General features: G+C 67.5%; 22 protein-coding genes and 1 pseudogene. 14 read left to right on the top strand and 9 right to left on the bottom strand.

The annotated features are described in order from the left end of the window. Positions 1-29: 29 nt before the first annotated feature. On the bottom strand, positions 30-437 hold the full coding sequence (locus Leucomu_RS05960) for a hypothetical protein (protein WP_017884808.1): 408 nt from the start codon (positions 435-437) through the stop codon (positions 30-32). Positions 438-632: 195 nt separating this feature from the next. Here Leucomu_RS05960 and Leucomu_RS05955 point away from each other — a divergent pair. Continuing rightward, a pseudogene (locus Leucomu_RS05955) lies at positions 633-872 on the top strand (WhiB family transcriptional regulator); the annotation flags it as partial. Between the two features lie 68 nt (positions 873-940). Here the strand turns inward: Leucomu_RS05955 and argG are convergent. The 3 genes from argG to Leucomu_RS05940 form a co-directional block, all read right to left on the bottom strand. Continuing rightward, the gene (gene argG / locus Leucomu_RS05950) at positions 941-2,362 is read right to left on the bottom strand and encodes an argininosuccinate synthase (RefSeq protein WP_128386652.1); all 1,422 of its coding nucleotides are present in this window, start codon (positions 2,360-2,362) and stop codon (positions 941-943) included. Between the two features lie 140 nt (positions 2,363-2,502). Further along, positions 2,503-3,486, bottom strand: a complete 984-nt coding sequence (locus Leucomu_RS05945; protein WP_017884805.1) for a malate dehydrogenase — start codon at positions 3,484-3,486, stop codon at positions 2,503-2,505. Between the two features lie 72 nt (positions 3,487-3,558). Then, the gene (locus tag Leucomu_RS05940) at positions 3,559-4,398 is read right to left on the bottom strand and encodes an aldo/keto reductase (RefSeq protein WP_017884804.1); all 840 of its coding nucleotides are present in this window, start codon (positions 4,396-4,398) and stop codon (positions 3,559-3,561) included. A gap of 240 nt (positions 4,399-4,638) precedes the next feature. On the opposite strand from Leucomu_RS05940, the gene hrpA reads away from it, so the two are divergent. Next, positions 4,639-8,772: an ATP-dependent RNA helicase HrpA gene (gene hrpA, locus Leucomu_RS05935; RefSeq protein WP_128386651.1), complete on the top strand. Its 4,134-nt coding sequence runs from the start codon at positions 4,639-4,641 to the stop codon at positions 8,770-8,772. A 91-nt stretch (positions 8,773-8,863) separates the two neighbouring features. On the opposite strand, the gene Leucomu_RS05930 is transcribed toward hrpA, so the two are convergent. The 4 genes from Leucomu_RS05930 to Leucomu_RS05910 form a co-directional block, all read right to left on the bottom strand. Further along, a complete protein-coding gene (locus Leucomu_RS05930) occupies positions 8,864-9,874 on the bottom strand; it encodes a hypothetical protein (protein WP_128386650.1) in 1,011 nt (336 codons plus the stop codon). Positions 9,875-10,367: 493 nt separating this feature from the next. Beyond that, complete coding sequence (locus Leucomu_RS05920; protein ID WP_128386648.1) at positions 10,368-11,708, bottom strand: tyrosine-type recombinase/integrase; 1,341 nt, start codon at positions 11,706-11,708, stop codon at positions 10,368-10,370. 165 nt (positions 11,709-11,873) lie between these two features. After that, positions 11,874-12,284, bottom strand: coding sequence for an ImmA/IrrE family metallo-endopeptidase (locus Leucomu_RS05915; RefSeq protein ID WP_128386647.1), 411 nt, complete (start codon positions 12,282-12,284; stop codon positions 11,874-11,876). Between the two features lie 10 nt (positions 12,285-12,294). After that, positions 12,295-12,894, bottom strand: a complete 600-nt coding sequence (locus Leucomu_RS05910; protein WP_128386646.1) for a helix-turn-helix transcriptional regulator — start codon at positions 12,892-12,894, stop codon at positions 12,295-12,297. A gap of 130 nt (positions 12,895-13,024) precedes the next feature. Here Leucomu_RS05910 and Leucomu_RS05905 point away from each other — a divergent pair, with 130 nt between their 5' ends. The 6 genes from Leucomu_RS05905 (at position 13,025) to Leucomu_RS05880 (ending at position 16,269) form a co-directional block, all read left to right on the top strand. After that, positions 13,025-13,243, top strand: a complete 219-nt coding sequence (locus Leucomu_RS05905; RefSeq protein WP_164884517.1) for a helix-turn-helix domain-containing protein — start codon at positions 13,025-13,027, stop codon at positions 13,241-13,243. Between the two features lie 147 nt (positions 13,244-13,390). Beyond that, entirely contained in the window at positions 13,391-14,251 is an 861-nt protein-coding gene (locus Leucomu_RS05900; protein ID WP_128386644.1) for a Rha family transcriptional regulator, read from the top strand. A 5-nt stretch (positions 14,252-14,256) separates the two neighbouring features. Continuing rightward, entirely contained in the window at positions 14,257-14,589 is a 333-nt protein-coding gene (locus Leucomu_RS05895) for a hypothetical protein (protein WP_128386643.1), read from the top strand. A gap of 2 nt (positions 14,590-14,591) precedes the next feature. After that, a complete protein-coding gene (locus Leucomu_RS05890) occupies positions 14,592-14,861 on the top strand; it encodes a hypothetical protein (protein WP_128386642.1) in 270 nt (89 codons plus the stop codon). Further along, on the top strand, positions 14,858-15,565 hold the full coding sequence (locus Leucomu_RS05885) for a hypothetical protein (RefSeq protein ID WP_128386641.1): 708 nt from the start codon (positions 14,858-14,860) through the stop codon (positions 15,563-15,565). Before Leucomu_RS05890 ends, Leucomu_RS05885 begins: the two co-directional genes overlap by 4 nt. Before the next feature lie 239 nt (positions 15,566-15,804). Further along, positions 15,805-16,269, top strand: coding sequence for a hypothetical protein (locus tag Leucomu_RS05880; RefSeq protein ID WP_128386640.1), 465 nt, complete (start codon positions 15,805-15,807; stop codon positions 16,267-16,269). Here the strand turns inward: Leucomu_RS05880 and Leucomu_RS05875 are convergent. Beyond that, positions 16,255-17,477 (bottom strand): IS3 family transposase gene (locus Leucomu_RS05875; RefSeq protein ID WP_128387728.1). Its coding sequence is split into 2 segments (ribosomal slippage): positions 16,255-17,192 and positions 17,192-17,477, totalling 1,224 coding nucleotides; the frame shifts between segments, so codons are not numbered across the junction. The two genes, Leucomu_RS05880 and Leucomu_RS05875, sit on opposite strands and share 15 nt — an antisense overlap. 214 nt (positions 17,478-17,691) lie before the next feature. Here Leucomu_RS05875 and Leucomu_RS05870 point away from each other — a divergent pair. Genes Leucomu_RS05870 through Leucomu_RS05845 form a run of 6 tightly spaced genes read left to right on the top strand, consistent with a single transcriptional unit; the run spans position 17,692 to position 21,018 of the window. After that, positions 17,692-18,399, top strand: a complete 708-nt coding sequence (locus Leucomu_RS05870) for a hypothetical protein (protein WP_128386639.1) — start codon at positions 17,692-17,694, stop codon at positions 18,397-18,399. Further along, positions 18,396-18,959, top strand: coding sequence for a helix-turn-helix domain-containing protein (locus Leucomu_RS05865; RefSeq protein WP_128386638.1), 564 nt, complete (start codon positions 18,396-18,398; stop codon positions 18,957-18,959). The genes Leucomu_RS05870 and Leucomu_RS05865 overlap by 4 nt, the downstream gene beginning before the upstream one ends. Beyond that, positions 18,956-19,450 carry a hypothetical protein gene (locus tag Leucomu_RS05860; protein ID WP_128386637.1) on the top strand — a complete coding sequence of 165 codons (495 nt, stop codon included), beginning with the start codon at positions 18,956-18,958 and terminating at the stop codon, positions 19,448-19,450. The genes Leucomu_RS05865 and Leucomu_RS05860 overlap by 4 nt, the downstream gene beginning before the upstream one ends. Then, complete coding sequence (locus Leucomu_RS15265) at positions 19,450-19,920, top strand: hypothetical protein (RefSeq protein ID WP_194294572.1); 471 nt, start codon at positions 19,450-19,452, stop codon at positions 19,918-19,920. Before Leucomu_RS05860 ends, Leucomu_RS15265 begins: the two co-directional genes overlap by 1 nt. After that, positions 19,917-20,114, top strand: coding sequence for a hypothetical protein (locus Leucomu_RS05850; protein ID WP_128386636.1), 198 nt, complete (start codon positions 19,917-19,919; stop codon positions 20,112-20,114). The genes Leucomu_RS15265 and Leucomu_RS05850 overlap by 4 nt, the downstream gene beginning before the upstream one ends. Continuing rightward, on the top strand, positions 20,098-21,018 hold the full coding sequence (locus Leucomu_RS05845; RefSeq protein ID WP_128386635.1) for a hypothetical protein: 921 nt from the start codon (positions 20,098-20,100) through the stop codon (positions 21,016-21,018). The genes Leucomu_RS05850 and Leucomu_RS05845 overlap by 17 nt, the downstream gene beginning before the upstream one ends. Positions 21,019-21,043 lie beyond the last annotated feature (25 nt).

The following is a 21,043-nucleotide window of genomic DNA, read 5'->3' as shown; positions in this document are numbered from 1 at the left end:
AGCCGGACGCGAGCCCGTCGAGGGCCGCCCTACTGCTCGCCGGCGGACTGAACTGCGGGGCGGGCGAGGATCGCGGCGGCGAAGCCGGCGAGGGCGAGCGCCACGAGCGCGAAGCCCAGCCACCACGGGCCGATGCCGATCTGCAGGCAGCCGGTGCCCGCCGCGAAGAGCAGCACGTGGATGGTGAGCGAGGATCCGCGCACCCAGCTCGCCCGCGCCTTCACCGCACCCACGAGGGTCACCACCACCCACGCGAACGACAGCGCGGCCATGACGATCAGGCTGAGGTTCTGCAGCGGGTTGCCCTCCGAGCCGAGCGCACCGACCACCGTGACGCCGAGCACCCACAGCAGCAGTGCGCTCTCGACCGCCAGCAGCGCGGCCAGCGCCCGCCAGGCGACTCGCGAGCGTGGGTGATCAGCGGGTGACGAGGGCATGTCGAGCCTCTTTCCAATCAATTGCAAATACACTATTGATTTGCTTCTACATCCGTGAAACTATATATTCCGTCGAGTTTCGCGCACACTGACGTGAGCATTCTCAGCCACGTTTCAGATAGTTACGGCGCGAGATTCCTGGCATTAGCCTCCAGTGTATTTCGTGTGCGTGCGTTTACAAATGGAGGACACACAATGGATTGGCGCGAGAAGGCTGCTTGCCTCACCGTAGACCCCGAGCTCTTCTTCCCGGTCGGCAACACCGGCCCGGCCGTCGAGCAGATCGAGCGTGCGAAGTCGGTCTGCGCTCGCTGCACCGTCACCGAGATGTGCCTGCAGTACGCCATGGACACCGGCCAGGATTCGGGCGTGTGGGGCGGCCTCAGCGAGGACGAGCGCCGCGCGCTCAAGCGCCGCGCCGCTCGCGCCCGGCGTCGTCACCCGGTCGCGGTGCCCGAAGTCGGGCGGTGCCGGCCGATGCGGGCCGGCACCGCCGGCGAGGATCAGTCGGTGCCGGCGTCGAACGCGGCCGACAGGCCGAGCGCGTCGCCCTCCTCGTCGATGCCGCCGACGGCGTCGGCGATCTCGGCCGCGCCGCCCTGCTCGAGCTCTCCGACGAGTTCGGCCGTCGCGCCGCCCACGAGCCCGAGCTGGGCGTACTGCTCGAGACGCGCGCGCGAGTCGGCGATGTCGAGGTTGCGCATGGTGAGCTGGCCGATGCGATCCTCGGGGCCGAACGCCGCGCCCACGGTGCGCTCCATCGAGAGCTTCTCGGGGTGGTAGCTGAGGTTCGGGCCCTCGGTGTTGAGGATGGTGTAGTCATCGCCACGGCGCAGTCGCAGGGTGACCTCGCCCGTGATCGCCGAGCCGACCCAGCGCTGCAGCGCCTCGCGCAGCATGAGCGACTCGGGGTCGAGCCAGCGGCCCTCGTACATGAGGCGACCGAGCTTGCGTCCATCGGTGTGGTACGAGGCGAGTGTGTTCTCGTTGTGGATCGCGTTCACGAGGCGCTCGTAGGCGATGTGCAGCAGCGCCATGCCGGGGGCCTCGTAGATGCCGCGCGACTTCGCCTCGATGATGCGGTTCTCGATCTGGTCGGAGACGCCGAGGCCGTGACGGCCGCCGATGGCGTTCGCCTCGAGCACGAGCGCCACCGGATCGTCGAACTCGACGCCGTTGATCGCGACCGGGCGGCCCGCCTCGAAGCGCACCGACACCTCTTCGGTGGCGACGTCGACGTCTTCGCGCCAGGCTGCGACGCCCATGATCGGCTCGACGATGTCGAGGCCCGCATCGAGGAACTCGAGCTTCTTAGCCTCGTGGGTGGCGCCCCAGATGTTGGCGTCGGTCGAGTACGCCTTCTCGGTCGAGTCGCGGTAGGGGTAGCCGTGCGCGACGAGCCACTCGCTCATCTCCTGGCGGCCGCCGAGCTCCTCGACGAACTGCTTGTCGAGCCACGGCTTGTAGATGCGCAGCGCCGGGTTCGCCATGAGACCGTAGCGGTAGAAGCGCTCGATGTCGTTGCCCTTGTAGGTGGAGCCGTCGCCCCAGATGTCGACGCCGTCCTCCTTCATCGCGCGCACCAGCAGCGTGCCGGTGACGGCGCGGCCGAGCGGCGTGGTGTTGAAATAGGTCTTGCCGCCCGAGCGCACGTTGAAGGCCCCGGTCTGCAGGGCGACGAAGCCCTCTTCGACGAGGGCGCGCTTCGCGTCGACGTGGCGGGCGATCTCGGCGCCGTACTCCTTCGCGCGGCCGGCGACCCCGTCGATGTCCGGCTCGTCGTACTGCCCGATGTCGGCGGTGTACGTGCACGGGATCGCGCCGTTCTCGCGCATCCACGCGACCGCGCACGACGTGTCGAGACCACCGGAGAATGCAATGCCGACGCGTTCGCCGACAGGCAGGGAAGAAAGCACCTTAGACATGGGCTCTATCCTACTGGGCTCGGCGCCCTCTCCGGTCCGCTGCGGGGTGAGGCCGACGGGGCGGCAACCCGTGGCCGTCCACGCCGACGCCGGATCGCCGACCCCACCGCGACCGGTCGCTCGCCGATGGGCGCGCGGCGTCAGATCAGCCCGAGCTGCCGCACCGCATCGCGCTCCGACACGAGCTCGGCCACCGAGGCGTCGATGCGCTGCCGCGAGAACTCGTCGACCGCGAGCCCCTCGACGACGCGCCACGCGCCGCCCTCGGAGCGCACCGGGAACGACGAGATGAGCCCCTCGGGAACGCCGTACTCGCCGTGCGACACGACGGCGGCGCTCGTGCGCCGCTCCCCCGTGCCGAGCATCCAGTCGCGCACGTGCTCGATCGCGGCGTTGGCGGCGGAGGCGACCGAGGAGCCGCCGCGCACCTCGATGATCTCGGCCCCGCGCTTCGCCACCCGCTCGATGTAGGCGCCGCGCGCCCACTGCGGGTCGACGGCCTCGAGCGCCGGCGCGCCGCCCACCGTCGCGTGGCTGAGGTCGGGGTACTGGGTGGCCGAGTGGTTGCCCCAGATGGTCACCCCGTCGATCTGCGCCACTCCGGCGCCGGCCTCGGCTGCGAGCAGACCCACGGCTCGGTTGTGGTCGAGGCGCGTGAGCGCGGTGAAGCGCTCGGCGGGCACCTCGGGGGCGTGCTGCTGCGCGATCAGCGCGTTGGTGTTCGCGGGGTTGCCCACCACGATCACGCGCACGTCGTCGGCCGCGCGGGCGCCGATCGCCCGCCCCTGCGGCCCGAAGATGGCGCCGTTCGCCTCGAGCAGGTCGCCGCGCTCCATGCCGGCGGTGCGCGGCCGCGACCCGATGAGCATCGCCACGTTCGCGCCGTCGAAGGCGACCTCGGGGGCGTCGCTGATCTCGACGCCGGCGAGCAGGGGGAAGGCGCAGTCGGTCAGCTCGAGCGCGGCGCCCTCGGCGGCCCGCATGCCCTGCGGGATCTCGAGCAGGCGCAGCGACACGGGCTGGTCGGCGCCGAGCATGTCACCGGCCGCGATCCGGAACAGCGCCGCATAGCCGATCTGGCCGCCCGCGCCCGTCAGCGTCACGGTGATGGGAGTCTTCGTCATGTGGGTCTCCTCGTCTCTGCGTGTGGTCGCGCCCGGCACCGGTGGGCGGCGCCGTGCGGCGGCCCGCGGCGCTCAGCGCACGTCGAAGCTGCGCGGGTCGGGCCCGAAGTTGGTGCCGACCTCGAGCGAGTCGATGGCCTCGATCTCGGTGCCCGACAGCTCGAAGTCGAAGAGGTCGGCGTTCTCGACCATGCGCTCGCGGCGGCCCGTCTTCGGGAAGATGATGCGCCCCTGCTGCAGGTGCCAGCGCAGCACCACCTGCGCGGGGGTCTTGCCGTGCCGCTCTGCGGCGGTGAGCACCTCGGGGCGCTCGAACAGGTCGGTCTTGCCCTGGGCGAGCGGCCCCCAGGCCTCGATCGCGATGCCCTGCTCGGCGCAGAACGCCGACAGCTCGCGGCGCTGGTGCAGCGGGTGCAGCTCGATCTGGTTGACGGCGGGCACCGCACCGGTCGCGTCGATCACCTGCTGCAGGTGCTCGATCTCGAAGTTGGAGACGCCGATGGCCGAGGCGCGGCCCGACTCGGCGATCTCGATGAGCCCGTGCCAGGCGGCGAGCGCGCTGCCCTCGACCTTGGGCAGCGGCCAATGCACGAGGTAGAGGTCGACGCGGTCGAGGCCGAGCCGGTCGAGGCTCTGCTCGAAGGCCTCGCCGGCTCGCGCGTGGTCGTCGTTCCAGAGCTTGGTGGTGACGAAGAGCTCGTCGCGCGGGATGCCGCTCGCGGCGATCGCGCGCCCCACCTCGGCTTCGTTGTCGTAGATGCGAGCCGTGTCGATGTGCCGGTACCCCACCTCGAGCGCGTCGGAGACCACCCGCTCGGCCTCGCCCGCCTCGACCAGGAACACGCCGAGGCCCAGCTGCGGGATCTCGGTGCCGCCGGTGAGGGTGAGATTCGGGATCGGCAGGGCGCTCATCTGGTCTCGCTTTCGCTGCGGGGTCACGTGCTCGATCAGTCTATGCCCGGCCCCCGGCATTCTCGGGTGGACCTCCGTCTGCGGCCCATGTCACGGACGGCCGGGACGGCCTGCGTCGCGGACGGCCCGGGGACGGCCTGCGCCACAGGCGGCCCGGGCGGCGACAGTCCGGGTACGGAGTCCCCGAGCCGAACCGCTCCTTCGGCGCCGACCGGCCCGGTCCGCGATAATGGTGGGATCATGACGCAACCCCGCATCGAATTCCCCGCGGATCTCCCCGTCTCGCAGATGCGCGACGAGATCGAGGCGGCGATCCGCGACAACCAGGTGGTCATCGTGGCGGGTGAGACCGGCTCGGGCAAGACGACCCAGCTGCCGAAGATCGCGCTCGCCCTCGGCCGCGAACGCATCGCCCATACCCAGCCGCGCCGCATCGCGGCCCGCACGATCGCCGAGCGCATCGCCGAGGAGCTCGGCTCCGAGCTCGGCGGGCTCGTCGGCTACCAGGTGCGCTTCACCGACAAGGTCTCCGAGCAGACCCGGATCCGCCTCATGACCGACGGCATCCTGCTCAACGCGATCCACCGCGACCGCGACCTGCGCGCCTACGACACCATCATCATCGACGAGGCCCACGAGCGGTCGCTCAACATCGACTTCCTGCTCGGCTACCTCAAGACGCTGCTGCCCCGCCGACCCGACCTCAAGGTGATCATCACCTCGGCCACCATCGACCCCGAGTCGTTCGCCGAGCACTTCGCCGATCCGAGGACGAAGCGCCCGGCCCCCATCGTCGAGGTGTCGGGCCGCACCTACCCGGTCGAGATCCGGTACCGGCCGCTGGTCGAGAAGATCGAGCGGCCCGAGACGGGCGCGGGTCGCTCGGAGGCGGACGCCAAGCGCTCGCCCGCGGGCCGAGCGGGTACCACCGCACCCGAGTCCCGGGTCGTCACGGTCGAGCGCGACCTCTTCGACGCTATCGGAGACGCGGTCGAGGAACTCGGCGCAGAGGATCGAGGCGACGTGCTCGTGTTCCTCAGCGGAGAAGCCGAGATCCGCGACGCCGCCGACGCCCTGCGCGGCCGCCTCGGCGCGAACCGCGCGAGACCGATCGAGATCCTGCCCCTCTACGGCCGCCTCAGCGCAGCCGAACAGCACCGCGTCTTCGAGCGCGCGAGCGGCGCGAGCGCGGCTGCGCGGCGCATCGTGCTCGCGACGAACGTGGCCGAGACCTCGCTCACGGTGCCGGGCATCCGCTACGTCGTCGACGCGGGCACCGCTCGCATCTCCCGCTATTCGGCGCGCAGCAAGGTGCAGCGTCTCCCGATCGAGCCCGTCTCCCAGGCGAGCGCCAATCAGCGTTCGGGGCGCTCCGGACGCACGAGCCCCGGTATCGCGATCCGCCTCTACTCCGAGGAGGACTTCGAGAGCCGCCCCGAGTTCACCGAACCCGAGATCCGCCGCACCGGCCTCGCATCCGTGATCCTGCAGATGCTCTCGCTCGGCCTCGGCGACATCGCCCGCTTCCCGTTCCTCACCCCGCCCGACCAGCGCGGCATCGCCGACGGCCTCGGGCTGCTCGCCGAACTCGGCGCCGTCGAACCGCTGGACCGCGGCGGCGCGCCCCGCGACGGGCGCGGCAAGGGGCGGAGCGGCAGGGCGGGCGGATCCGCGAACCACCGCATCACGAAGATCGGCCGCGAGCTCTCGCGTCTGCCGATCGAGCCGAGATTCGCGCGCATGGTCGTCGAAGCGCGCAGGCACGAGGTGGTGCCCCAGGTGCTCGCGATCGTCGCGGGCCTCACGATCCAGGACGTGCGCGAGCGGCCGCAGGAGCAGCGCGCGCAGGCCGACCAGCTGCACGCCCGCTTCGTCGACCCGCAGGGCGACCTCATGACCCTGCTGAACCTCTGGGACTACCTGCAGGAGCGGCAGCGCGAGCTGTCGTCGAGCGCGTTCCGCCGCCTGTGCAAGGCCGAATACCTCAAGTTCCTGCGCGTGCGCGAGTGGATGGACCTCACCCGCCAGCTGGCGCGCATCGCGGGGGTGAGGGGCGGTGCAGCCGCCGCTCGACCCCGCCCCCGCGGCGCCGACGCGGAGCGGGATGACACGACGGGCGCGGGATCGGGATCCGAATCGGGATCGGGATCGGGATCGGGATCGGGCGAGGCGATCCACCGCTCCGTCCTCGCCGGCCTGCTCTCGCAGCTCGGCGTGCGCGACGATCGGCAGGATCGCAGCGCTCCCGCTCGCGGCCGGGGCGCCGCGGGCGCCGTGAAGCGCAAGCCCGCCCAGGAGTACGTCGGATCCCGGGGCACCCGCTTCGTGCTGTACCCGGGGTCGGTGCTCGCCAAGAAGCCGCCCGAGGTGGTGATGAGCGTCGAACTCGTCGAGACCTCGCGGCTCTTCGCGCGCTCGAACGCCGTGGTCGACCCGGCCTGGGCCGAGGAGCTCGCGGGGCCGCTGGCTAAGCGCCAGGTCTCAGAGCCGCACTGGGAGAAGAAGCAGGGCGCCGCCGTCGCCTACGAACGGGTCACCCTCTTCGGCGTGCCCATCGTCGACCGCCGCCGCGTGCAGCTCGCCCGCTTCGACCGCGAGCACGCGCGCGAGCTGTTCATCCGCCACGCCCTCGTCGACGGCGAGTGGGACTCGCGCCAGGCCTTCGACCGCGCCAACCGGCAGCTGCGCCGCGAGCTCGAGCAACTCGAAGAGCGCACCCGCCGCCGCGATCTCGTGAGCGACGACGAGGCCGTCTACGACTTCTACGACGCCCGCATCCCCGCCGACGTCGTCTCGACCCGCAGCTTCGAGGGGTGGTGGAAGGAGGCGCAGCGCGCGCAACCGAAACTGCTCACCATGCGCCGAGAAGACCTCGTCGAGGGCGAGGCCGCCGAGGTCGACGAGAGCGAGTTCCCCCGCCAGTGGCGGCACGGCGACCAGACGCTGCGCCTGAAGTACCGCTTCGACCCGACCGCCGACGACGACGGCGTCACCGTGAACGTGCCGCTGCCGCTGCTGCCCCGCCTCGAACGCGGCGACTTCGAGAAGCTCGTGCCCGGTCTGCGCCAGGAGCTCGTCACCGCGCTCATCAAGACGCTGCCGAAGGCGATCCGCAAGCACGTCGTGCCCGCCGCGGACTGGGCGCGCACGCTGCTCGAGACGGTGGAGCCGCGACTGGCGGCGACACCGAGCCCGGTCGCCGAGCCGCAGCGGCGGCCGGGTTCTTCGTCAGAGCCGACCGCCGCACCCTCGCTGCTGCAGCTGCTCGCCGACGAGATCCGCCGCCGCACGAGCGTGCCGGTCTCCCCCGACGATTTCGACCCCTCGCGGCTGCCCGCCCATCTCACCCCCACGTTCCGCGTGGTCGACGGGCGCGGGCGCACCGTCGGCTCGGGCAAGGACCTGGCCGCGCTGCAGGCCGCCCACAAGGATCGCGCGACGCAGGGCGTCGCGAAGGTCGCGGCGGCGGCCATGCCGAAGAGCGACCTCGAGCGCAAAGGGGCGACCGGCTGGGTCTTCGGCGAACTGCCCCGGCACGTCGACACCGCCTACGCGAAGGGCCGCGGATCGGGCGCGGGCGTGGTGCGCGCCTACCCCGCCGTGGTCGACCGCCGCACGAGCGTCGATCTCGTGCTCGTGGCCGACGAGGTCGAGCAGACCCGGCTCTCGCGGCGCGGGATCCGCCGCCTCGTCGCGCTGAGCTCGCCCTCTCCGGCCAGCTACATCCGCGACCACCTCTCGAACCAGGAGAAGCTGCTGCTCGGCGCGGGGCCCTACCGCTCGCTCGACGCCGCCATCGCCGACGTGTCGCTCGCGGTCGCCGACGGCGTGATCCGCCGTCACGCCCCCGACGGGCTGGTGTGGTCGGAGGCCGTGTTCGAGCGCATCGCGAACGACTACGCGCGATCCCTGATCGACGAGATCTATGCCGCGATCGCGCTCACCGCGCGCGTGCTCGACGGGGCGCGACTCGCCCGCAAGGCGATCGACGGCACCAAGTCGATCCAGGTGCTCGGCCAGGTCGCCGACGCGGCCGCGCAGGTGGATCGCCTCGTCTTCGACGGCTTCGTGGCGCGCACCGGGCTCGCGCGGCTGGCGCGGCTGCCCGTGTACTTCGAGGCGGTGCAGTGGCGATGCCGAGGGCTCTCCGAGAACCCCGGGCGCGACCGGGCGCGGCAGAACGAGGTCGACCGCGCGCTCGCGCTCTTCGAGCAGGCGGGCGGGTCGATCCCGCTGCCGGAGCAGGCGCCCGAGCATCTCGTGCGCGCCCGCTGGCTCATCGAGGAGCTGCGGGTGAGCCTGTTCGCGCAGCACCTGCGCACGGCCGAGCCGGTGTCGCTGCAGCGCATCCAGAAGCTGCTGCGCGAGGCGTAGCGCCCCCTCATCTCATCGAGCCGGCCTATTCGTACCGAGTCGGCCGACGATTCGCGCGAACTCCGGGCCGACTCGATACGAATGGGCCGGCTCAGCGGAAGAGCACGAGCGAGCGGGCCGCGGGCGGCGACGGAATCCCGAAGTGGCGCACCGCCGCGCGAAAGCTGTCGGGCGTGCGCAGATCATCGTGCATCAGCCTGATCACTCGCTTCGGTGTGAGCCCCCGGGCTCGATCCTCGCGCCGCTTCTCCGCGATGACCACCTCCTCGGCCGTCTTCCCCTTGCGCAGGTCGGCGTCGAGGTACTTCGATCGGCCGTCGATCTCGCACAGGATGTCGAGGTCGTCGAGCTCGAGGTCGAAGTAGCTCAGGCGGCCGTCGGAGTGGGTCACCGGCGCTTGAGTGCTGACCCGATAGCCGAGCTGCGCGAAACGGAGTCGGCCGAGGCTCTCCAGCGCCGATTCGGCTCCCGCATCGGCGAGATCGATGACGCGCAGTGCTCGCCGAACCCCGCGCCTGTGGGGAATCGAGAGCGCGTCCCCGCGCAGCCGCTCCAGCCGCTCCACGACGCCGGGCGAGTTCGGAATGCCCCGGTGCCTGCCGAATCGCAGATGCAGCGCGTGGTCGAGCGCTCCGAGCGCCAGTTCGGGCGGTGCGAGCCGGGCGAGGTCCAGCACCGTTCTCGCGAGACTCGTGGCCGGGATGCCCCGCAGCAGCCCGACCTCCCCCTCCGCCACCTGATCGATGCTGCGTGTGATGAAGGTGCTGCTCCTGGCGGTCGCGCCGCCGGGCAGCAGCAGGTGAGCTCGATCATGCGGCGGACGATACAGGCGCAGCCCGTGCAGGACGGCCGCCGACTCCCGCCAGAAGTACCCCCTGAGATCGCGGTTTCCGGAGACCGCGATCACTCGCGCGAGCAGCCGCTGGTCGGGCCAGAGCCCGCGCCACACTGCGCCGTCGAGGTACTTCGCCGCGGCGATCCGCGCCAGCGCACCGTCCTCGACCGCTCGCGCGATCCGACGTGCCGTCCAATCGCACTGCAGCAGTTCGTCTCTCGAGCGCACTGCTGCCGCGATCGAGGCGAAGTCGTGCGCGGGCGTCATGCCCTCAGCCTGGCAGGCTCCTGCGGCGCGGAGAGCCCCTGCGCGCCCGACTGTGGATGGAGCGCGCACTCCCCCATGCAGACCTCGACCTGTGAGCTGAGTCTCGCCGGCTGCTCGGCGCACTCACCGAGCCGGCCGAATCGTATCGAGTCGGCCGAATCGTATCGAGTCGGCCGCCGATTCGCGCGAATTCCGGGCCGACTCGATACGAACGGGCCGACTCAGCGGAAGAGCAGGCGACGAGGTCGCGGGCTACTTCTGCACGGACTCGGTGAGCACGCGCCGCGCCTCGTGCACGAGCTCGGGCTCGGTGATGAGATCGTAGCGGGTGGCGACCATCTGCATGACCGACGAGAAGTCGCGGCGGTGCCATGAGGGGTGACGGGCGACGACGGACGAGATACAGTCGAACTCCGTCTGCGTCGCAGATCGTTGAGATGATGAGGAAGTTGCGGAGAGGCCACGACGGGCCACGACCGGCGAAAACGGCCGATCACTGTTTGTCATCGTGTCCCAATCGTGTCCCGCCGACCACTCGCAGGCGCGGGCGCAGGGCGCTCGCACGGTGCTCCGCCATGCGCTCACGCACCTCGCTCATGCGGTTCGGCATCAGCTTCCCGTAGGTGCCCATCGTCTCTTCGATGGAGCGGTGACCGGCCATCGCCTGGATCACCTTGATGTCCGCGCCGGCGGCGATCGCGAAAGTGATTCCGGTGTGGCGGAGCACGTGTGGCGAGAACTTCGAGAACCGCCCGATGAGCTTCGACTTCTTCGCAGCCGGAGTCCAAACCCGGTTGTGCCAGTTGCGGTCCCAGAGCGCCTCGGAGGAGCCGTTCGCGCGGAACACGTAGGCCGTCGCCGGGAGCCCTTTCACGAGCTTCTTCAAGTCGGCGACCACATGCTCGGGCATCGGCACGACTCGGCTGTCGCCGTTCTTTGGCGGGCCGGTCTCCCGGCCGCCGCTCTCGGCGCGCGTCCACGTCTGCTCGATGTCGATCTCGAGGTCGTCGAACCGAAGGTGCATCACCTGCAGAGCGAACAGCTCGTTGATGCGCGGTGCGGCGTACGTGAGCAGCTGGACCGCCACGTAGTCGCGCAACTCGCCCGTGATCTCCTGTGCGGCGAGCGCCATCGCGTCGACCTGCTCGTGTGTCAGCGTCTCCTTCACGGGCGTGCGCGGCACCCTGGGCAGTTCGACGTAGCGCACCGGGTTGTCGGCGACCCACTTCTGTGAGATCGCGAAGTTGAAGATGGAGCCGAGCACGGTGCGGACGATGTTCTTGATCGAGCTCGGCCCAAGCGCGCGCGGAGACTTTGCGTAGGTCTCATCGAACTTGACCGGGGCGGCTCCCTCTTGCAGCGCCGATACCCAGAGCTCGACGGCTTCGCGGTCGATACGGCCGATCTTCCAGTCGCCCCACTGCGGCACGATGTAGGCGTTCACGATCTTCGAGTAATTGAACGCGGTGCTCGACTTCACGCGGCGCTTGGAGCGCAGCCAGAGCTTCGCGACATCTCGGACGAGGCGATCGGCGTTCGCCGGCTGCAGGTAGCGTCCGACGCGGATATCTTCCTCGAGGCTGGCCTGCAGTTCCTCGGCGTCTCGCTTCGAGTCGAACAGCTTCGACCGCTGCCGCTTCACCCCGTCGACGGACTCGTACCATGCGAGCTTCCATCGCTTCCCGCGACCGAACTTCGCGGTGCGGAACTGCTCGGGCAGCTTCGAGATCGACTTCAGCTGCGCACCGGTCGGGCTCACCTTCACCACGGTACCGTCAGCGGTCTCCGTGACGTGGTCCTTGACCCAGAGATCGACCACCCATGCTCTTGCCATCTTCGACTCGATTCATGCTCCCCGCGATCGAAGATCGAGGGTTATATCTATTGGTATAGGTACTAGGTATAAGGGGGAGAGCCACTCCCCCCTCCCCCTGTTTAGACCCTCCCGGACAGGGGGTGTCGGAGGGGGTGCCCCCAGGGGCTCGCGAAGGGTCTACCCCTATGCAACGAGGTGCTGCGGCGAGCGCACGTAGGTGCGAAGGCCGAGCCGTTGCAGCACGTGTTTCTTGAACGCGACGATGACCCACTCGGCGACGTCGAGCTCGTCGGCGAGGTACTCGACATCGGTCGAGACGCTCTCGGCGAGCGCGTACCTCTCAGGGTCGATCAGCAGCCATGCGGCGAACGCGTCGGCCTGGTCCTCGTGCTTCGGGTTGTCACACCCGTGCCCGTAGTAGACGTGGCCGAGTTCGTGACCGACCACGGACCACCGCTCATCCGGTGATAGCGAGATCTCGAAGTAGACGATCGCTTTCTCCCTGTCGTAGAACCCGAGGATCCCCGGCGGCAGGTGTGCCGCCTGCAGGGTGACGCCCAGCCTCTTTGCTGCGCGGGTCACTCTCCGCTTCATCCACCGCTCCTCACTCTGCGTGCGGCAGGTCGTCTGCCTTCCTCCGACCGCGCTTCGCAGCCATCTTCATCGGGTCGAACTCGGGAGCGTCATCCGCTGTGCTCCACTCGTTCTCGGCATCCTCGGCGGGTGCTTCTTCCCCGGGATCTGCATTCTGCCGGAAGCGTCCGACAATCAGATCTCCTCGCGGAGAACGCTCATCAGCATCAGGACCCGTCGCAGCAAACCGGGCAGCGACGCCTTCACCACTCTTAGCCATATCGACGAGCTCTGCTGTCGCGGCATCGACGGCGGCCTTGCCCGCCCTCGCACGCCTGTCTTCTGGGAGCGCATCGAGTATTCCACCGAGCATGCCGATCCACATCATGGTCTCGTCCGAAAGCCCCAGCCTCGTCGGGTTAATCCCGAGCACAGCGAAGATCTTCTCGACCGTGCCTCGCTGCGGGGTAGTGACGCCGAGTTCCAGATTAGAAACCGACTGGCGGGTGACGCCAGCGGCATCCGCGAGTTCCTGCTGAGTCATGCCCATCTCAACACGAAGGGTTTTCACCTGACGCGCTGTCTCGACACGCTTGTCGTTGTCCACGCGCGAAGATTTCTTTTTTGACATGTCACGATCCTAACATGCCAAGTGATGCTTAGGTTTATTGGGCATCAATTTGTCATAACGCATGATTTTAGAATTACATTTTTGTCATTTCGCGTTGCCTCGCGACAAATCTTGTGGTTCCATATTTGTCATGGAACAGAAAAACGCTACTGCTGGTGGTGAGGTCCTGCGCGGCCTCCGAACCACCGCGGGGATGACTCTCGCGCAAGTCGCTGAGGGTGCTGAAACGTCGATCAGCTATCTGTCGAAGGTCGAGCGTGGTGAGCACTCGCCCTCTGCCATCTACATCGGCAAGGTCGCTGCGTTCATTGCTGCCGAGATCCTCCGAGAGTCGAAGGCAGCAGCGTGATGATCGGCTTCCTCGACTGGCTGCTGATCGCGATCGGCGGCATCTGCACGGTCCGACTCATAAGGCTGCGGAAGCCCAGCCGATGACCCCCACAAAGAAAATGCCCGGTGCGGGAACACCGGGCCAGAACAACTGATTGGAAGATCAATGTCTAGCAACATCGTACACCAGCGAGACGGCGAACTCACGATCTCATCCGAGATCATCGCCGAACGCACCCAGAACGAGCACCGAGCCGTTCTGCAACTCATCCGCACCCATCAGGCTGACTTCGAGGCCTTCGGCTTGGTCGCATTTGAAATGCGGGCAAGATCGACAGGCCAGCACGGAGGAGGAGACGTCCGCTACGCGGTGCTGAACGAGCACCAGGCAACGCTCCTGATGACTTTCATGAAGAACACCACCATCGTGAAGGCGTTCAAGGTCGAGCTGGTGAAGCAGTTCTACGCGATGCGCCAGGCGCTCGCTGCGACGAGCGCGCCGCGGGAGTTGTCGCGGCTCGAGCTGATCGAACTCGCCAAGGAGTCCGAGTTGGCCCGCATCGAGGCCGAACGGCAGGCGATCGCAGAGGGCGCACGGGCGGACCTGGCACAGAAGCTGCTCAGTGCCGTAGAGCAGCAGGACGGGCTGGTCGTGCGCGAGTGGATCAGCAAGTACTTCCGTCCGCGTCAGGAGCGACGGATCTGGGATCTGTTCTACTCGCAGCGCCTCATCAAGGACGGACGCGGGCAGGGCGGCACCGACAAGCACGGCAAGCCGAAGAGTTCCCGCGATCACCAGCAGGTGCTCACCGATGGCTTCTCGTTCTTCATCCGTACCGAGAAGGAGAAGGACTACGCCGGCGATGGGAAGAAGCGCTACGACACGCGCGTTCGCCCCGGACGCGCAGAGCTCGAGCTCGTGCAGTACTGCGAGCGCCACGGCATTGTCCCGCTGCCCGAGGTGTCGCAAGCTCTCTTCGAGATCCGCGAGAACGGGACCATGCTCGCACTGGACGCGGCAGCATGAGCAGCATGGCGCTCGACGGGGACATGCCCCGCTCTCGCTCGACGGATCCGACGACGAGCGTAGACGCCGGCCGCTCGGTGCAGGTCGTGCACTCCCGCGACTACGTGCTGCAGACGCTCCGGGTGTTCGGCCCGATGGCTGATCACGAGTTGGTCGCGTTCCATGAGGTCGACGCGCAGGGCCGCTACACGTTCGGGATCTTCTCGCCGCAGCGGCTGCGCTCCGCCCGCGCTGAGCTCGTCAGCCTCGGGCATGTCGAGTCGATCGAGAACCTCTTCCGCAAGACGAGCTCGGGTCGTCGCGCCCACGTGTGGCGGGCCGTGCCGCGGGAGGAGTGACGATGCCCACCCCGCTCTCGACCGTAGCCGTGGCGCTTGGGGTCGATGACTTCGCCTCGATGCCACCGATCATGACGCCCGAGATGCTCTCCGACCAGCTGCCCGACGTGGAACCGCGGACCCTGCAGGACTGGCGCTATCGGAAGATCGGGCCGACCTATACCCGCGACGAGCAGACCCGCCGCGTCTACTACCTCAAGTCCGACGTCATCGCATGGCTCACCAAGAGCCGCCGACCCCACTCCACCAATTTCGAAGGGAACACCCCATGAACACCACCGCCAGCATTTCGACCCCGCTCGATGACCTGAAGGATCTCGCCTGGCTCACGAAGGAGCGGCTCGGCTTCGCCACCGACTCCATCTCGGGCCGTGACGTCGTGCTCAACGAAGGCGAAGAGTGGGCGTTCGATGATCTGCAGCAGCAGGCGATCGAGGCCCTCGCGAAGCATGTCCCCGGCATGCGGTACGGGAGCGACGGGCTGCCCCTCTACGAGAACGCCGAGGCGTTCCGTGCGGCCCGCACCTACGACGACGGTACGCCGATCATCGAGCGCATCGAGTTCCCAGACGTGCCCGGCTACGTCTTCACCTACCGCCCTCGTCACGACGGGCCGCGCGGCGAGTTCCTCACCTGGGCTCGACAGCAGGCTGAGAAGCGGCGCGCTGAGCTGCACGCCCATCTCGCGAAGGTCGGTGACTGCGATGAGCAAATCTTCGTGGAGTACACCGGCTGCGACAGCCGGTTCCTCGCGACGGTCATGAGCGGCGACAGCTCCACTTCGGTCAGTCTCAGCGGAGAGCAGGTCGCCGCGCTCGGCGTCGGGATCGTGCGCATTCTCTCCACGCAGACGCTGACCGAAGGTCAGGAGGGAGTCAGCCCGGTCGACATCGCGGAGGTGGTCAGCCTCATGCCGAAGCTCGCGAACGACTTGAGAGCAGAAGCGACCGCATCGTGGTCCGGTCCGGCGGAGTAGAGCCCGACGGCGTCGCATGGGCGGTCGCTCGGGCCTTCGGGTCACGTGACGGCTCGATCGCCCGCACGGTCGAGGACGCTGAGGATCAGCAGCGCGATGAGGAGCTCCGCGCTCGGATCACGCGCAAGGAGATCCGGGACGCGATGCGTCCCTCCTACCGATAGACGAAGAAGCCCGGGTGCGACTGGTACTCGCACCCGGGCCTGTCCCCCACCACAGCTAGAACGAGGAAGAAGAACATGGCCATCATCGCAGAAGCCGAGACGACCGCAACCGCTGTCGAGACATGGTGCAGCGAGGTGCGCCGCCTGCACGAGACGCACGCGCTCCCTATCACCGATCCGAACGACCCTCGCGTAGCCGAGTTCATTCGCGCCTGCAGCAAGGACGAGAGCTCTCCCGAGTACGCGCGCAGCAGCTTCCTCCGCGACGTTGAGGAGAACCCGGAGACGGCTGGACACCGCTACTTCGAGAAATGCATCCAGCTGCCGACGCCCCCGATCGCCGGCCCGTCGTGGGCGACATCCTGGGAGACGAGTGTCTTCTGGCCCGAGATCCACGTCGACTTCGAGTCAGAGGAGATCCGCGTCGGAGAGATCACCGCATGGGCGAACCACATGGTCGCCATTCAGGTGACCTCCAATCGTGAGTCTGAATTGGCCTGGTTTGAGTTCCGACCGGTTTTCCTGTCAACCTGTCGGTGACAGAAGTTCCTCGGCCTCAGCATAGTAGGCCTGCTCGACCTCGATCGGGGTACGCATATCGAGCTCCCCGTGAAGGCGCTCATGGTTCCACCACCACACGTATTCGAGGGTCGCGAGTTCGACCTGCTCAACCGTCCGCCAGGGGCCCTGCTGTCGGATCAGTTCGGTCTTGTAGAGGTTGTTGACCGCCTCAGCCATGGCATTGTCAAAACTGTCGCCGACCGTCCCGGTCGAGGGCACTGCTCCGAGTTCCGCAATGCGATCCGTATAGACCATGGCGGTGTAATTCGACCCGTGATCGGCGTGATGGATCAGGCCATCGAGCCTGCCGCCCGATTGCCACGCAGCCATATCGAGTGCCTGCATCGGCAGAACCTCAGATTTCAGCGTCGCAGCGACATTCCAGCCCACGATTCTGCGCGAGTACACGTCAGTGACGAACGCGACATAGGCGAACCCAGACCAGGTGGCGACGTAGGTCACGTCGCACACCCAGAGCTTGCGCGGCCCGTCAGCGGCGAATCTCCGGTTGACGAGATCGGCAGGCAGTGCCGCCGTTTTGTTAGGGCGTGTGGTGAACACGCGCTTTGATTTCCGTACCCCGCGCACGCCGGCGAGCCGCATCAGACGCTCGGTCTGGTCGCGGCCGATCTTCCACCCCTCACGCTTCAGCAGGGCATGCATCTTCCGGCGCCCGTACACGCCATAGTGCTTCGCGTGGAGCCGCCGGATCTCAGGGAGGAGCAACTCGTCGCGCAGCTGCCTGGCTGAGGCCGACCGGGCTTTCGCGGCCCGGTATCCGCGGGAGGTGAGGAACCCACGAACTGCCGCACGCAGCGTACGACAGAGGAACTCGACCCCGAAACGATCACGGTACTCGTCGATGAATCTGATCATTTCGTTCGTGGCCGGTCGAGTTCCTTCGCGAAAAACACGCTCGCGGCTTTGAGTACCTCGTTGGCCTTACGGAGCTCGCTCACCTCGCGGCGTAACCGCCGGTTCTCCTGGGCCATATCGATCGAGGTGCCAGGCTTCGCGCCGGTATCGATGTCGTAGCGGCGCTGCCACACGCGCAGCGTCTCCGGGCTCACTCCGAGGAGCCCACCGACGTGTCGGCAGGCCGCGGTCAGCGACTCGTGCTCGGGACGGGCTTCGGCGAGCATCCGAAGTGCGCGCTGGCGAAGTTCAGGGTCATATTTGCTTGGCATCGTAGTTCCATCCTTGTATAAAGATCGGAACTCAAACCAGGCCAATTCAGTCCCCGGCTGGCACGGTTCGCCTCCTCAACGAGGACGGCAACGACATCACGTTGATCGTGAACGAGCACCCGGTCGACTTCTACGGAGCGTCGGTCCACATCCTCAAGCAGGCCGCAGCCGCGCTGCTGACCGTGGCGGCAACGGTCGGAGAGGGGTTGAGCAAGTGAGCACCAAAACCCTGGATCGTCCGGTCGAGGTCGACCGCGATCTGAACGTGTTCAAGCCCGACTGGTCCGCCTCGGAGGCAACCAAGCTGTGGGCCGCATCGACCCTCGCGGAGCTGCCGTCCCGCATCATCTTCGTCGACGCCGAAAAGCAGAAGGTGAAGGTGTCGCGCTCGCATGAAGGTCGCATGTTCCGTCTCGCGTTCGCGGTCGTCGCGGATCCCGAGGTGCAACAGGAGTTCAGGGTCTACCTCTACGCCGGCGCATCCAGTAGTGACCTGTCGACGGCGCAGCGCCTCGTCCGCAATGCGAAAGCAGGAGCTTTCAACTCGGATCTGTGGCGGCGGAGGGACAACCTCAAGAACTGGGTGAGCCGCATGTGGTGGGAAGTATCCGACAAGGACCGCCACACCACCGAGCTTCGCCCGTGCGCGCTTCCTGGGTGCGTCACCGAGTACCACGAGTACCGCGGCGGCGAGTTCGACGGCATGCACAGCTCCGTGGGCATCGAGGCAGAGCACTACGAGATCAGTCTGTCCAACTTCGAAGAGCCGTGCGGTTGGCGCCCGTACGTATCCTTCGCCGATGAGATCCCTGAAGGGCCCGCGGGCCTCAAGGTGCTGCGAGACGCAGCGAACGACTTCGACTGGCTGCAGCAGCAAGCCGACAAGCTCAACACTCAGCGCGAAGAGAGGAGCGCAGCATGAGCACCGCGAAGAAGCAGGCCGGTGTCGGTTTCGTACTCGGGCCTCTTCGGCTGAAGGCCGGCCTGACGATCGAGGAAGCCGCGCAGCTCGGAGACTACTCGGTCGAGTACGTGACCGAGCTCGAGAATGGCACGCACCCGGGATCTCTGCAGTCGCTCCACGCCCTCGCAACGATGTACGCTGCGCGGATCGCAGGCAGAGATTCGCTAACCGAAACCGATGCCGCAGCCGGTACCGAGAGGCCTGATCCCACGTTCGAGTCGCGCACGTGCGATGTTCCCGGCTGCGTCGACGGCGAGCACCGCTATTGCGACGGCCAGAAAGACGATCTCTGCTTCGCTCTCGGCATCGGGGACAGCGACTCGAAGCCGCACATCTGGTACGTGGCCGGCTACCGTGATGAGGCATCCGGGCACTGGGCAGCGTTCGCAGACCCGCCCGAGTTCAGTGAACTCGCGGGAGCCACAGGGCTCGCCGCCATCGAACGTTTCGCAACAGCATTCCGCACTGTGCAGCAGCACTGCGACAACCTGAACCAGCTCGAAAGGAGCACCCCGTGAGCCTTCTCCCCATCCTGACCCGCGAGCGCGCAGCGACCATGAGCGCGAAGGAACTCATCATCGCGTGCGCCGCTCAGGTCGACGCCCAGAACCCCTCGCTTCCCGCAACAGACCGGGAGGACAAGTGCATCGCACTGATCGACGCCCTCGCATCCGAGGATCACTTGGAGGAGATCAGACGGTCGTATCTGAAGGATCAGGTCGAAGAGTCGATGGAGCGCATCATCGACAAGACGGCGGCGCATCTCTTCGACCCGGAGACCAACTCGGACGGGGTCCCTGAAGGAATCGTCTCGTACCGGAACGGGATCGGCGAAGGGATGTTCGTGCCACTTCGCCAGGCGCGCCCCGAGGACTTCGAACGACCCTTCCATCTTCACCACCGAGGCCCTTATCTCGCGGTCGCGAAGCTGATGCGGACGCACGGCATGGACAACTACCAGGCCGCCTACGAGGCCGGCATCTTCACGCCCGGGAAGGATGCCTCCTGATGAACCGCAAGGAGCGTCGGAAGGCGAAGGTCAAGTGCTCCCGCTGCGGCGAGCGCGTCAGCGTTATTGCAGCGGTGGGATGGAACGCGACCGTTAAGCAGGGCCGCGTCATCGGCCATCTGTGCCCGTCTTGTCAGACACCGGAGGAGAACGCCGAGGCTGAGATCAACCTGGCGACGACGACCTACGGGGTCGATGCGTTCGGGCGGCATGTCGGGTTCCCGAAGGTGGAGGAGCCTGAGCCGGTGCTGGTGTGCTGCGATCGCTGCGGCACCAGCACCACCTCGGATCTCGCGCCCGAGTGGGTGCTGGGGCTCGATGACGGGCAGATCGTTGCGACGGTGTGCCCGGGCTGCCTCACCGAGTCAGAGCATCTGGCTGTTGAGGTCAACGACGCGATGACGGAACTCGCCCGCGTCACCCCCGAAGAAGGTTTCGTGGTGAAGCCGAAGGCCGGTGAGGAGCCGTGACGACCATCGAGCGGAAGCGGGTGCGCGCTGTCGAGTCCTGCGAGATCACCCGCGAGAAGCGGGCTCGTCTCGAGCGCAGCACCCGACACATCGTTCTGGCATCGCTTCGAGCGGGCATGAGCGTTGAGGAGGTTGCTGATCACACCGGGCTCACCCCGGAGGAAGTAGAGAAACACCGTGACAGAGGAGTATGACGTGGCGCGCAACTACGCGAGCATCAAGACCGACATCTGGGGGTCGGTTGACTGGAAGCAGCTCCCCAGCGGCGCTCAGTGGCTCTACTTCGCACTGCTCACGCACGAGTCGCTGTCTCGTGTTGGTGTCGCCGAGTGGCGGCCTGGGCGGCTCGCTGCTCTCGCCGAGGGCGAGACGGCGGCGAGCATCAGGAGGTGGGCGGCGAAGCTCGAGGAGCGCCGGTTCGTGTTCGTGGACAACGCCACTGAAGAGATCCTGATCCGTTCGTTCATGAAGCATGACGGGCTGCTGCAGAACCCGAATCTGTGGCCTGCGATCGGTGCCGCGTTCGCAGGGGTCTACTCCCCCACGCTGCAGCGCCGCATCGCGCACGAGGTGCAGAAGCTGCGGGAGAACAACCCGGCCGGCTTCCCGAAGAGCAAGGATCCCCAGAGCCTCGTGAACCCGTGGTCGCATCCCGCGCTGCAGACGATGCTCGACACCGCTCCGCTCGTGGAAGACCACGGGGCCGCCGAGCAGCCGGCGGCGAGCGAACCGGATGCTCCGTCTTCCGCTCCCGGAGTTAGCGCCGCGGAAGTGCAGCGCCTGTTCGATGAGGCGTACGCGGCGTGGCCGAAGAAGACCGAGAAGAAGAAGTCGCTCGCGAAGTTCAAGCTGCTCGCGAAGAAGATGGACGCGGCATCCCTCGTCGCCGAAATCAAGCGGTTCGGTGCTGCTTACGCCGCGACGACCGAGCGGCAGTTCGTGCCGGCGCTGGTGGTCTGGCTGAACGGCGAACGGTGGACCGATGAGCTCCCCGGATCGCTGCCTGCCGCGCCACAGAGGAATGCCCGCGACGAGGTGCCGAAGTGGATGCGTGACGACCCCGACACTGAGGGAGGCGGGCACCGTGAACCTCGATGAAGCACTCGCCGGCATACGACCGGTC

Origin of the sequence: Leucobacter muris (assembly GCF_004028235.1) — a bacterium.
Taxonomy (GTDB): domain Bacteria; phylum Actinomycetota; class Actinomycetes; order Actinomycetales; family Microbacteriaceae; genus Leucobacter; species Leucobacter muris.
The sequence above is the reverse complement of the archived record's forward strand: the minus strand, read 5'-3'. Positions and strand labels throughout refer to the sequence as shown.

Coding starts and splice junctions, on each gene's coding strand:
- Leucomu_RS15265 (WP_194294572.1), top strand. CDS start 19,450: ATGAACCGCAAGGAGCGTCGGAAGGCGAAGGTCAAGTGCTCCCGCTGC.
- hrpA (WP_128386651.1), top strand. CDS start 4,639: ATGACGCAACCCCGCATCGAATTCCCCGCGGATCTCCCCGTCTCGCAG.
- Leucomu_RS05920 (WP_128386648.1), bottom strand. CDS start 11,708: ATGGCAAGAGCATGGGTGGTCGATCTCTGGGTCAAGGACCACGTCACG.
- Leucomu_RS05905 (WP_164884517.1), top strand. CDS start 13,025: ATGGAACAGAAAAACGCTACTGCTGGTGGTGAGGTCCTGCGCGGCCTC.
- Leucomu_RS05890 (WP_128386642.1), top strand. CDS start 14,592: ATGCCCACCCCGCTCTCGACCGTAGCCGTGGCGCTTGGGGTCGATGAC.
- Leucomu_RS05940 (WP_017884804.1), bottom strand. CDS start 4,398: ATGAGCGCCCTGCCGATCCCGAATCTCACCCTCACCGGCGGCACCGAG.
- Leucomu_RS05910 (WP_128386646.1), bottom strand. CDS start 12,894: ATGTCAAAAAAGAAATCTTCGCGCGTGGACAACGACAAGCGTGTCGAG.
- Leucomu_RS05885 (WP_128386641.1), top strand. CDS start 14,858: ATGAACACCACCGCCAGCATTTCGACCCCGCTCGATGACCTGAAGGAT.
- Leucomu_RS05880 (WP_128386640.1), top strand. CDS start 15,805: ATGGCCATCATCGCAGAAGCCGAGACGACCGCAACCGCTGTCGAGACA.
- Leucomu_RS05930 (WP_128386650.1), bottom strand. CDS start 9,874: ATGACGCCCGCGCACGACTTCGCCTCGATCGCGGCAGCAGTGCGCTCG.
- Leucomu_RS05945 (WP_017884805.1), bottom strand. CDS start 3,486: ATGACGAAGACTCCCATCACCGTGACGCTGACGGGCGCGGGCGGCCAG.
- Leucomu_RS05960 (WP_017884808.1), bottom strand. CDS start 437: ATGCCCTCGTCACCCGCTGATCACCCACGCTCGCGAGTCGCCTGGCGG.
- Leucomu_RS05900 (WP_128386644.1), top strand. CDS start 13,391: ATGTCTAGCAACATCGTACACCAGCGAGACGGCGAACTCACGATCTCA.
- Leucomu_RS05895 (WP_128386643.1), top strand. CDS start 14,257: ATGGCGCTCGACGGGGACATGCCCCGCTCTCGCTCGACGGATCCGACG.
- Leucomu_RS05915 (WP_128386647.1), bottom strand. CDS start 12,284: ATGAAGCGGAGAGTGACCCGCGCAGCAAAGAGGCTGGGCGTCACCCTG.
- Leucomu_RS05865 (WP_128386638.1), top strand. CDS start 18,396: ATGAGCACCGCGAAGAAGCAGGCCGGTGTCGGTTTCGTACTCGGGCCT.
- argG (WP_128386652.1), bottom strand. CDS start 2,362: ATGTCTAAGGTGCTTTCTTCCCTGCCTGTCGGCGAACGCGTCGGCATT.